The sequence below is a fragment of the Brevundimonas sp. 357 genome, assembly GCF_003938605.1.
Classification (GTDB): Bacteria; Pseudomonadota; Alphaproteobacteria; order Caulobacterales; family Caulobacteraceae; genus Brevundimonas.
Genome location: NZ_RHWX01000002.1, coordinates 40764 through 51188 on the forward strand (window position 1 = coordinate 40764; position 10425 = coordinate 51188).

Sequence of the window (10425 nt, forward strand, 5' to 3'; positions counted from 1 at the left end):
ACCGCCCGCAGCTTCATGCCTCTTCCGTGATCCTGGGCAGGGTCAGGATGAAGGTCGCGCCCGGCGATCCGGGCTGGTGGCGGATGGTTCCGCCGTGGCGTTCGGCGACGGTGCGGACGAAGGCGAGGCCCAGACCCGCGCCGCGATGATCGGCGCCGCCGTGGCCGAAGGGCTGGAACAAACGACGCGCGGCCTCTTCCGACAGACCCGGGCCCTGGTCGCTGACGCTGAGGACGCAGACCGGGCGGCCGTCATCCTCGGCCCCGGTCAGGCTGACCTGGATGACGCCGCCCGCCGGGCCGTACTTCAGGGCGTTGTCGAGCAGGTTGGTGGTCAGGCGGCGAAGCAGGGCGGGGTCGCCCTGAACCAGGAACTCTTCCTCGCCGTCGGGCGTCAGGATGCGGACGCCCTTCTTCGACGCCTGGGGCCACAGGATGTCGGCGGCGTCCATCGCCACCTGGCCCAGGTCCAGCAGTTCCGAGCGATAGGGTTGGCTCTCGGCGCGGGCCAGTTGGACATAGCCTTCGGCCAGGTCGAGGGTCTGGCGGGCGTAGTCGGCGATGCGGCGCTCGACCATGGGGTCCAGTCGCGGCGCGGGGCCGTCCAGCAGGGTCAGGATCGACACCTGGGGCGCGCGCATGTCGTGGCTGAGCAGTTGCAGGGCTTCGGCGCGCTGGCGTTCGGCGGCGCGGAAACGGGTCATGTCGGCGAAGCGCACGATATGGCCGACCGGCTGCCCCTCGGCGTCGGTCAGCAGGGCGGCGGCGGCCTTCAGGATGCGGCCGTCGGGCGTGGTGATGTCGCCGGGATCGCCCTCGGGATCGAGGAAGCGGCGCCAGGCCGGTTCGCCCAGGGACTGGAACAGCAGGGGCAGGTCGGCGTCGTCCCTCAGTCGGTCGCCGAACAGGGCCTCGGCCCGATCGTTGGACAGGATGATGCGGGCGTGCGGGTCGGCGACGACCGTGGCGTCGGGCAGGCTTCGCAGGGCGTCGGAGATGAAGCGCTCCAGGTCGCGCACCTGGCGCACGGCGGCGCGCAGGGCGTCCACCTGGCGGGCCACCACGTCGCCGCCCTGGGCGCGGCCGATCAGGCGCACGCCGTCGCGCTCGAAGGCCTCGACCTCGCTCTGCATATAGGCCGAGGCGGCGGCCAGGCGGCGCCAGCTCCACAGGGGATAGGCCAGGGCCAGGCCGGCCACGGCGGCCGAGGGCGGGAACCACAGGCCGCCGACCAGGAAGGCGGCGGCGGTTCCGACCAGGGTCAGAACGATCAGCCCGGCCCCCAGGGCCATGTTGGCGGCCGGGCGCAGCACCAGGAAGCCGGCGACCAGCAGGCCGAGCGGCAGCAGGGACAGGATCAGCACCCAGACGGGCGACAGGCTGCGCGGGCCGCCGCCCTCGATCAGGGTCTGGAGCAGGGCGGCCTGCACCTCGACGCCGGGGCGCAGTTCGCCCTGGGGCGTGGCCGGGGTGGCGTAACGGTCGCCCAGGCCCGGCGCCGTCGCCCCGACCAGCACCAGCCTGTCCTTCAGGAAGGCGGCGGGCGTCTCGCCGCTGAGCACGTCGGCGAAAGACAGGGTGCGGAAGGCGCCGGGCGGGCCGCGATAGATCAGGGCCTCGGGCGAGGCGGCGAACAGGTCGCCGCCATCGTGCGGCGCGGGCGGGGCGGGCGCGGCGCCCTTGGCGGCGGCCAGGGGCAGGATCAGGTGCGGCCAGGTCCGCTCGCCCGCCTGAAGATAGAGAGGCAGGCGGCGCACGGCGCCGTCGTCGTCGACCGTCAGGTTGACGTGGCCCAGACCCGCCGCCGCCTCGGTCAGGATCGGCGCGGGGGCGTCCTCGCGAAAGGCGGCTCCGTTCAGGCCAGGGGCGTCCAGCACCACGGGCAGGCGGACCTTGCCGTTGCGCGCCAGGGCGGCGGCCAGGGCGTCGTCCTGCGGGGAGTCTTCGGTGAACAGGACGTCGTAGGCGACAGGCCCCGCGCCCGCCTGGGTCAGGCGGTCGATCAGCCGGGCGTGCAGGTCGCGCGGCCAGGGCCATTGGCCCAGCGCCTCCAGGCTGCGGTCGTCGATGGCGATGATGACGATATTTTCGTCGGCCGGCCCCGCCTCGGCCCGCATCAGGGCGTCATAGACCAGGTGGTCGGCGCCGTCGGCGACAGGCGTCAGCGCCATCCAGCCGACCAGCAGGGCGGACAGTGTCGCCACCAGCCCCCATTCGACCAGGGCGCGACGGCCGGTCAGGCGGGCGCCGAGCCAGCCTCTCCAGCCGTCTTTCGGCCCTGCGGGCGCGGGCACGGCGCTATCGTCCGATGCGGAGCTGTTGCGGCTCGGACCAGGCTTCCAGCAGACGGCCGAAGCGATGGCGCGCGCTCTGCACCCGCCAGCTGTAGACGCCCGGCGGCAGGTCGCTGAGGGTGAAGGCCTCTTCGGTCAGGCCGGGCTGGTCGACCAGCAGGGGGCCGTCGGCGGTTCCGTCCTCGGCCTCGCGCCACAGCTGGAAACGGAAGGTCGCTTCGCCGACGCCCTCGGCCTCCCAGCGGAAGCGGTAGAAGCGGCGGCGGTCGCGCTGGTCCAGGGCCGAAGCCAGGCCGCCGACGCCGTTGCGGGCGCGAATGAAGCTGTAGGTGACAGCCTTGCCCTCCAGCCCCTCGGGCGAGAGGGCGGTCAGGCGCAGGAAGAAGGCGCCTTCCTCCATCTCGCCGAAGACCAGGGGGCCGCCGGGCGCGCTGTCGGCTTCGGCGAAGGCCTCGATCATGCCCGCGTCCTGGGCGACGCGGCCGCGATAGCGTTCGGCGCCGGGCAGGGGCTGGATGTCGAAGGCGACCAGCGCCTGGGTCTGCGGCGCATCGGGATGGACCAGGGCGGGCGCGGGCAGAAGGGGCAGTAGGCGCACAGCGCCGGCGGCGGCGCTGACGCCTTGATCTGCGGCGGCCAGGGTTTCGGCCTGGCCCGAGGCGATGGTCACCGCGCCTTCCAGAACCTCGGTGGTCGAGCGGTCGGCGTCATCGTCGAAGGAGACGCGGAAGTCGGTGCCGCGCACGGCCGAGACCGAGACGGGGGTGCGGATGGCGAAGCCGCCGGGGCGGCGCCGGGGGCTGACGCGCGACTCGGCGCGACCGGCCTCGACCGTCAGGGCGTGGTCGACGGCGCCGTTGATGGCGTAGCGGCGCAGGCGGCTGACGCGCACGCGGCTGTTGGAGGGCACGACCACATGGCTGCCGTCGGACAGGGCCAGACGGACGAAGGCGTTGGCGCCGGTGCTGAGGACGGCGCCTTCGCGCACGGTCTGGCCGGAGGCGGGGGCGGCGGATCGGCCGTCCTGATTCAGGGTCGCGGCGCCCCGGAAGCCGGCGATGCGCGCCTCGTCAGGTTCGGCGCGCAGCAGATCGACCGGCAGGGCCAGGGTGTGGCCGATCGCGAGGCGGCGCGGATTGGCGACCCGGTTCTCGCGCTGGACCCGGCGATAGTCGAGCGGCCGGTTCATATAGGCGGTCGCCAGGTCGATCAGGGTGTCGCCGGGGCGGACCACATAGTCGAGGGTCTGGACGGCGGCGGAAGACGCCGTGCGGGACGCGGGCGGAGAGGCCGAAGTCTGTGCGGCGGCGCTTCCTGCGGCCAGCATCGCTGCAACCGCCAGAGCCGCAGACCAATCCGTCTTCATTTCGCCACCTGCGTCCTTATTCAGGCGTCAGGGCCGGGCTCGGCCCCCGCGACGCGCTCAAGACGGTATCCGTAGCTGTAAATGGGGGTCAGGCGGAAGCCTCGCTCGGGCCGAAGCTCCAGCTTGTTGCGGATACGCGAGATGTGCATGTCCAGCGAACGGCTGTTCAGGTCCGGCTCATTGCCCCACACCGTTTCGAGGATGTAGGTTCGCGACAGCGCCCGGTGCAGGTTGCGGAACAGCAGCAGGGCCAGGGCGTATTCCTTGGCCGTGAGGGCCACCGACTGGCCGTCACGGGTCACGGCCCCGGCCGACTCGTGGAAGGACACTCCGTCATAGATCTCGACGCCCGGCGTCGTCGGCTGGGCGTAGGCGCGACGGATCAGGGCGTTGATCCGCGCCGCCAGCACCGGCTTGGACAGGGGCTTGGGCAGGTAGTCGTCGGCGCCTGCGTCCAGGCCTGCGACCACGTCTTCATCCTCGGCGCGGCTGGTGACCAGCAGCATGGGCGGGGCGGGCTTCAGATTGGTGCGCGCCCAGGCCAGCACCTCCAGACCCGAACGGTCCGGCAGGTTCCAGTCGACGATCAGCATGTCGAAGGTGTCTTTGCGCAGAGCGGAGATCAGCGCCTGGCCGCGCGAAAACAGCGTGGCGCGATACCCAGCGTCCTGGACGACGTCGGAGACGAACTCCAACTGGACGGGATCGTCATCTAATATCGCGATCTTCATATGGGTTATGCAGCTCCGGGGAGAACGCTGGAGTCATAGCCCCGGATGCTTGGCTTTAGAGCAATGTAAAATGTAAAATATAGTCACCCCTCGGCGCGTCTTGGCGAGGATGCGGGCAGGGGGGCGAGACGGCGGGCCTGATCCTGGCACAGGGCCTTGATCCAGCGCCGGACCGTCTTCAGGCGCGCCGTGCCGTGGACCTCGCGGTGGGTGCTGAGCCAGAAACGGCGTTCTATCAGCACTTCGTTCGCTAGAACCCGCGTCAGCCCTTCGGCCAGAAAGCAGGGCAGGACGCCGATGCCGCCGCCCGCCGCCACCATGTCCCGTTGGGCGCGGATGGAAGACGAGGCCAGCCGCGGGCGCATGTGCGGGCGGATTTCGTCCAGATAATGTAACTCGGACGCATAGATCAGGTCGTCGACGTATCCGACCATGTCGGCGCGGTTCAGGTCGTCGATGGTGTCGGGCGCGCCGTGACGTTTCAGGTATTCCGGCGCGGCGTAGAGCGCCAGCTGATAGGTGGTCAGCGGCTCGACGATCAGACGCGGCCCAGCGGCGGGGCTGAGGGTGATGGCCATGTCCACCTCGCGGCGGCTGGGCGACAGGAAGCCGGAACTGGCCGCCAGTTCGACGTTCAGCCCCGGATGCGCCGCCAGCAGGCCGGGCAGGGCTGGGGCCAGCACCGCGCCGCCGAAGCCTTCCGAGGCGCTGATCCGCACGGCGCCCGCGATCAGGTCCGGCTGGGTGACGCGTCCGGCGGCCTCCATCGCGCTTTCGGCGTCCAGCGCCCGCTCCAGCAGCTGGGCGCCGGTGGCCGTCAGGTGCAGTCCGGCGGCCGAGCGCACCAACAGGGTCGACTTCAGCGCCGTCTCCAGCCGCGCCACGCGCCGCCCGACGGTGGCCGCGTCCACGCCCAGCCGTTGCGCCGCCGTGGCCAGCGACCCGGCGCGCGCGGCGGCCAGAAACACCCTCAGATCATCCCAATCGAACATATGCAAATATGCACATCATCACCTGCAAGATTGCAATGGGCCTGACCGGCCCGCTCTGCTAGGGCAGGCTCACGAAGAACCATAATCATCGGGAGAGACGTTCAATGCGCGATATTCGCCACTTCATCGACGGTGCGGCTTTTGATGGGGCGTCGGGCCGCTTCGGCGACGTCTTCAACCCCAACACCGGTGAGGTTCAGGCCCGCGTCCAGCTGGCGACGCCGTCGGAACTGGATCGCGCGGTCCAGTCGGCGCAGGCCGCATTCGAAGGCTGGTCCTCGACCAACCCGCAACGCCGCGCCCGCGTCATGTTCGAGTTCAAGCGCCTGGTCGAGGCGAACATGAACGAACTGGCCGAACTGCTGTCCAGCGAGCACGGCAAGGTCATCGCCGACTCCAAGGGCGACATCCAGCGCGGTCTGGAAGTGATCGAGTTCGCCTGCGGCATCCCGCACGCCTCGAAGGGCGAATACACCTATGGCGCCGGTCCGGGCATCGACGTCTATTCCATGCGCCAGCCGCTGGGCGTGGTGGCGGGCATCACCCCGTTCAACTTCCCCGGCATGATCCCGATGTGGATGTTCGGCGTGGCCATCGCCGCAGGCAACACCTTCATCCTGAAGCCGTCCGAGCGTGATCCGTCCCTGCCGGTGCGTCTGGGCGAGCTGATGATGGAGGCGGGCGCGCCCAAGGGCGTGCTGAACGTCGTCCACGGCGACAAGGTGGCGGTCGACTCCATCCTTGAACACCCGCTGATTCACGCCGTCAGCTTCGTCGGCTCGTCGGACATCGCCCACTATGTGTTCCAGAAGGGCGCGGCCCACGGCAAGCGCGTTCAGGCCATGGGCGGCGCCAAGAACCACGGCATCGTTCTGCCTGACGCCGACATGGATCAGGTCATCAAGGATCTGACCGGCGCGGCTTACGGCTCGGCCGGCGAGCGCTGCATGGCCCTGCCGGTCGTGGTGCCGGTCGGTCAGCGCACCGCCGATGAACTGCGCGAGCGTCTGGTCTCGGAAATCCCGAACCTGCGCGTCGGCGTCTCGACCGACGCCGAGGCCCACTACGGCCCGGTCGTCACCCAGACCCACAAGGACAAGGTTCTGGGCTGGATCAACAAGGGCGTGGAAGAAGGCGCCGAACTGGTCGTCGACGGCCGCGAGTTCAGCCTGCAGGGCCACGAGAAGGGCTTCTTCATCGGCCCGTCGCTGTTCGACCACGTCAAGCCGGAGATGGAATCCTACAAGGAAGAGATCTTCGGCCCAGTCCTGCAGATCATGCGCGCCGCCAGCTTTGAGGAGGCGCTGAGCCTGCCGAGCAAGCACCAGTACGGCAACGGCGTCGCCATCTTCACCCAGAACGGCCGCGCGGCCCGCGACTTCGCCGCCCGCGTCAACGTCGGCATGGTCGGCATCAACGTGCCGATCCCGGTGCCGGTGGCCTATCACTCGTTCGGCGGCTGGAAGCGTTCGGCCTTCGGCGACATCAACCAGCACGGCATGGAAGGCGTCCGCTTCTGGACCAAGACCAAGACCGTGACGGCCCGCTGGCCGGATAGCGACCTGGAGCATGCGGACTCGAGCTTCGTCATCCCGACGATGGGCTGACGCTGATTTTCCCTCTCCCTGCCTTGCGTGGGGAGAGGGTCAGCTCAGCGTATACGGGATCACCCCCCGCTCGTTCTCCGGCACGGCCAGCGTGCGGTCGATCGGCGGAAACGCCCGTTGCGTGCAGTCCGTCCGCTCGCAGATGCGGCAGTTGACCCCCATGCGCGTCGGCGGGCCGTTCAGGTCCAGCCCGTCCGCATAGACCAACTGGGCCGCGTGCTCGATCTCGCATCCCAGCCCCAGCGCATAGCGCCGGTCCGGCTCCAGGAACGACCCGCCCGGCTTTGACACGCTCTTGGCGATGCAGACGTAGCGGGCGCCGTCGGGCATCTCCGACAGATTGACCAGAATGCGGTCCGGGGCGCTGAACGCCTCATGGACGTTCCACAGCGGGCAGGCGCCGCCGAAGCGGGCGAACTGGAAGCGTGTCGCGCTGTGCCGCTTGGTGATGTTCCCGGCCATGTCCACCCGCGCGAAGTAGAAGGGCACGCCGCGCCAGCCGGGCCTCTGTAGCGTGCTGAGCCGGTGGCAGGCCTGTTCGAAGCTGACGTGGAAGCGGCTGCGCAGGCGGTCCACGTCATGCCGCAGCTCCCGCGCCGCCTCCAGAAAGGCGCGATAGGGCAGCAGCAGCGCCCCCGCCGCATAGTTGGCCAGACCCACCCGGCACACGTCGCGCGCGGCGGGAATGTCGAAGGCGGCGCGGTCCAGTTCGTGCTCGATCAGGTCTTCGAACCGTAAGCGAACCAACTGATGCGCCATCTGGAAGGCGCGGGTGGCGCCCGGCAGGCTGGCGTCGACATAGAGGATGCGCGCGCCCGGATCGAACCGCCGCATGGCGCCGCGCCCCTGACCGGTGGCGACGCGCACGCCGCACAGGTCGTTGAGGGCGGCCTCCAACTCGCGCTCCGGGTGGACGCCGTCGCCCAGGTTCAGCCGCGCGGCCAGATCCTCCGCCGCCCGGTCCAGGGCGTCGATGTAGTTGTCGCGATAGTGGAAGAAGTCGCGCACCGCCTCATAGGGCAGGGCGGAGGCGGCGTCGGCGGCGTGTTCGTCGCGGCCCAGCGTCTCGTTCAGCGTCTTCAGCCGCTCGTCCAGACGGCGATAGTCTTGATGCAGGGCCAGGAATTGCCGCGCCAGCCGGGGCGCGTTCATGGCGGCCTGCTTCAGTTCGCCCGCCGTCGGCGCCTCGGCGTGGCCCGCGACGTCGGTGGTCGCCTCGCGCAGGTCGGCGATCAGACGGGCGTCGCCGTCCAGGTCGAACAGGCTGGCGTCCACGTCGAAGGCGCGTGTCAGGGCGATCAGCACCCGCGCCGTGGCCGGGCGCTGGTTGGTCTCGATCTGCGACAGATAGGACGGCGACAGCGCCAGCCGCCCGGCGCACTGCTCCAGCGTCCAGCCGCGCGCCTCGCGCAGCTTGCGCACCTTGGTCCCGAGGTAGAGTTTTTCAGCCATGGTTGTTGGGCATTGCAACTTTGCAAAAATGCCTGTCCGCCTTGGCAGGCTTACGCACTTGGACGACTTTTGCAAAGTTGCGATTGCCTTTCTGTGATGAAGCGGCTTGTTGGACCCTGAACGAAGTCAGGGAGTCGCTCCAACCATGAGCCAGGCCATCCTCGAGGAACTCGAGCGCCGTCGCGCCGCCGCCAAGCTGGGCGGGGGCGAGAAGCGCATCGCCAGCCAGCACGCCAAGGGCAAGCTGACCGCGCGCGAACGCATCGGCGTCCTGCTGGACGAAGGCTCCTTCGAAGAGACCGACATGTTCGTGGAGCACCGCAGCCACGACTTCGGCATGGCCGAGCAGCGCATCCCCGGCGACGGCGTCGTCACCGGGCGCGGCACGATCAACGGCCGTCTGGTCTATGTCTTCTCCAAGGACTTCACCGTGTTCGGCGGCTCGCTGTCGGGCGCCCACGCGGCCAAGATCGTCAAGATCCAGAAGATGGCCCTGACGGCGGGCGCGCCGATTATCGGCCTGTTCGACGCCGGCGGCGCGCGCATTCAGGAAGGGGTGGAGAGCCTCGCCGGTTACGCCGACATCTTCCTGCAGAACACGCTGGCCTCGGGCGTCATCCCGCAGATTTCGGTCATCATGGGACCGTGCGCGGGCGGCGACGTCTATTCGCCCGCCATCACCGACTTCATCTTCATGGTGAAGGACACCTCCTACATGTATGTGACCGGCCCCGACGTGGTGAAGACCGTCACCAACGAGGTCGTCAGCCACGAGGATCTGGGCGGCGCCCGCGTCCATGCGGGCAAGTCGGGGGTCGCCGACGGCGCCTTCGAGAACGATCTGGAGGCCCTGTCCGAGGTCCGCCGCCTGATCGGCTTCCTGCCGCTGTCGAACCGCGAGACGCCGCCGGTCCGCGAAACCTATGACGAGCCGGATCGCGACGAGGCCTCGCTGGACACCCTGGTCCCTGCCAATCCGAACCAGCCCTATGACATGAAGGAGCTGATCCTGAAGACGGTCGACGAGGCCGACTTCTTCGAGATCGGCGCCGACTTCGCCAAGAACATCATCTGCGGCTTCGGCCGTCTGGACGGCCAGCCGGTCGGCATCGTCGGCAACCAGCCCCAGACGCTGGCGGGGGTGCTGGACATCGACTCCAGCCGCAAGGCCGCGCGTTTCGTGCGCTTCTGCGACGCCTTCCACATCCCGCTGGTGACCTTCGTCGACGTGCCGGGCTTCATGCCGGGCACGAAGCAGGAGTACGGCGCCCTGATCAAGCACGGCGCCAAGCTGCTGTTCGCCTATGCTGAGGCCACGGTGCCCAAGCTGACGGTCATCACGCGCAAGGCCTATGGCGGCGCCTATGACGTCATGAGCTCCAAGCACCTGCGCGGCGACGTCAACTACGCCTGGCCCACCGCCGAGATCGCGGTCATGGGCGCCAAGGGCGCGGTCGAGATCATCTTCCGCAAGGAGGCCGGCGACCCCGAGGCCCTGGCGGCGCGCGAGGCCGAATACAAGGAACGCTTCGCCAATCCGTTTGTCGCCGCCGGCTTGGGCTACATCGACGACGTCATCATGCCCCACGGCACCCGCCGCCGCCTAATCAAGGCGCTAAAGACGCTGAAGAACAAGACCCAGGAAAATCCCTGGAAGAAGCACGACAACATCCCGCTGTAGGAATGACGATGCGTTGGATCGATGAAATCGTGTCGGCCTTCCATGCTCTGGGAGGTGCGGCCAGATATGATGACTTGTATGCTTATATTCAGCGAACGACATCGCGTGAGCTGACGGCTGAATGGAAGGCGACTGTTCGACGGACGATTGAAGATCATTCAAGCGATTCCGCTAACCACAGAGCTGATGATGTTTTTGAACATCTGGATCATGGTTTCTGGGGCCTAAGAGCAATTAAGGGGGCTGCGGCAGTTGCAAAACAGCGCCTCCAGATGTCCGCCAATCAGGTCGTTGAAGAAGCAC

Annotated in this window: 7 protein-coding genes; 2 read left to right on the top strand and 5 right to left on the bottom strand. The window is 68.8% G+C overall.

Annotated elements, in window-relative coordinates; all coding sequences use genetic code 11:
• Positions 1-13: 13 nt before the first annotated feature.
• The 4 genes from EGK63_RS01945 to EGK63_RS01960 form a co-directional block, all read right to left on the bottom strand.
• Positions 14-2293 carry a CHASE2 domain-containing protein gene (locus EGK63_RS01945; RefSeq protein WP_125899669.1) on the bottom strand — a complete coding sequence of 760 codons (2280 nt, stop codon included), beginning with the start codon at positions 2291-2293 and terminating at the stop codon, positions 14-16.
• A 4-nt stretch (positions 2294-2297) separates the two neighbouring features.
• Positions 2298-3659: a FecR domain-containing protein gene (locus tag EGK63_RS01950; protein WP_125899670.1), complete on the bottom strand. Its 1362-nt coding sequence runs from the start codon at positions 3657-3659 to the stop codon at positions 2298-2300.
• Positions 3660-3679: 20 nt separating this feature from the next.
• The gene (locus EGK63_RS01955; protein WP_125899671.1) at positions 3680-4390 is read right to left on the bottom strand and encodes a response regulator transcription factor; all 711 of its coding nucleotides are present in this window, start codon (positions 4388-4390) and stop codon (positions 3680-3682) included.
• A gap of 83 nt (positions 4391-4473) precedes the next feature.
• Positions 4474-5382, bottom strand: coding sequence for a LysR family transcriptional regulator (locus EGK63_RS01960; RefSeq protein WP_125899672.1), 909 nt, complete (start codon positions 5380-5382; stop codon positions 4474-4476).
• Positions 5383-5486: 104 nt separating this feature from the next.
• Here EGK63_RS01960 and EGK63_RS01965 point away from each other — a divergent pair, with 104 nt between their 5' ends.
• Complete coding sequence (locus EGK63_RS01965; protein ID WP_003165585.1) at positions 5487-6989, top strand: CoA-acylating methylmalonate-semialdehyde dehydrogenase; 1503 nt, start codon at positions 5487-5489, stop codon at positions 6987-6989.
• Between the two features lie 39 nt (positions 6990-7028).
• Here the strand turns inward: EGK63_RS01965 and EGK63_RS01970 are convergent, their stop codons facing one another.
• On the bottom strand, positions 7029-8441 hold the full coding sequence (locus EGK63_RS01970; protein ID WP_125899673.1) for a short-chain fatty acyl-CoA regulator family protein: 1413 nt from the start codon (positions 8439-8441) through the stop codon (positions 7029-7031).
• A gap of 145 nt (positions 8442-8586) precedes the next feature.
• Here EGK63_RS01970 and EGK63_RS01975 point away from each other — a divergent pair, with 145 nt between their 5' ends.
• The gene (locus EGK63_RS01975; RefSeq protein WP_087140222.1) at positions 8587-10122 is read left to right on the top strand and encodes an acyl-CoA carboxylase subunit beta; all 1536 of its coding nucleotides are present in this window, start codon (positions 8587-8589) and stop codon (positions 10120-10122) included.
• Positions 10123-10425 lie beyond the last annotated feature (303 nt).

Bases quoted from the DNA above. Each gene is read 5' to 3' on its own strand.
- EGK63_RS01950 (WP_125899670.1), bottom strand. From the start codon at position 3,659: ATGAAGACGGATTGGTCTGCGGCTCTGGCGGTTGCAGCGATGCTGGCC.
- EGK63_RS01955 (WP_125899671.1), bottom strand. From the start codon at position 4,390: ATGAAGATCGCGATATTAGATGACGATCCCGTCCAGTTGGAGTTCGTC.
- EGK63_RS01970 (WP_125899673.1), bottom strand. From the start codon at position 8,441: ATGGCTGAAAAACTCTACCTCGGGACCAAGGTGCGCAAGCTGCGCGAG.
- EGK63_RS01965 (WP_003165585.1), top strand. From the start codon at position 5,487: ATGCGCGATATTCGCCACTTCATCGACGGTGCGGCTTTTGATGGGGCG.
- EGK63_RS01975 (WP_087140222.1), top strand. From the start codon at position 8,587: ATGAGCCAGGCCATCCTCGAGGAACTCGAGCGCCGTCGCGCCGCCGCC.
- EGK63_RS01960 (WP_125899672.1), bottom strand. From the start codon at position 5,382: ATGTTCGATTGGGATGATCTGAGGGTGTTTCTGGCCGCCGCGCGCGCC.